This window comes from Aminobacter sp. P4_D5 (genome assembly GCF_056401815.1).
The window spans coordinates 1-573 of the sequence record NZ_JBFUIP010001137.1 but is presented as its reverse complement, the minus strand read 5'-3'; the positions used below and the strand labels follow the sequence as shown (position 1 = coordinate 573).

Annotated in this window: 2 protein-coding genes; both read left to right on the top strand. The window is 67.7% G+C overall.

The genetic code is table 11. From position 1 onward, the window contains the following. Positions 1-380 (top strand): ArsR/SmtB family transcription factor (locus AC1DWF_RS37115; protein ID WP_476843422.1); only part of this gene is annotated, 380 nt, incomplete at its 5' end. Beyond that, positions 377-573: SRPBCC family protein (locus AC1DWF_RS37110; RefSeq protein WP_476843421.1), on the top strand; the 197-nt coding region annotated here is incomplete at its 3' end. The genes AC1DWF_RS37115 and AC1DWF_RS37110, both read left to right, overlap by 4 nt.

The following is a 573-nucleotide window of genomic DNA, read 5'->3' as shown; positions in this document are numbered from 1 at the left end:
GACTTGACTATCTGATCGGCGCCCAAATACTAAAGTTCATGCTTAAGCGTTCGCCCATAGACGACCTCCTCCGCGCTCTGGCCGACACCACGCGCCGGGCGATCGTCGAGCGCCTGAGCCGCGCCCCGGCCAGCTCCAGCGAGCTGGCCCGCCCTTTCGACATGTCGCTGGCCGCCGTCGTGCAGCACCTCCAGGTCCTGGAGGAGGCGGGCATCGTCGCCAGCGAGAAGGTCGGGCGGGTGCGCAACTACCGCCTGCAGCCGGCGGGCATGGACCCGTTGGCCCTCTGGATCGAGGCGCGCCGCCATCCCTCGGAGCGTCGGCTCGACCGGCTGGAAAAGTTCCTCGAAGACCCCCCACCCGAAAAGGACACGCCATGACCCAGCTTCCCCCCGTCGTGCACAGCACCTTCCGACTGGAGCGCCACTACAAGGCCTCGCCCGCTCGCGTCTTCCAGGCCTTCGCCGACCCCGCCGCCAAGCGGCGCTGGTTCGTCGAGGTCGAGGGCTTCGAGATCTTCGAATACCGCCCGGTCTTCGAGGTCGGCGCCACGGAATTCTGCCGCTTCCGCTA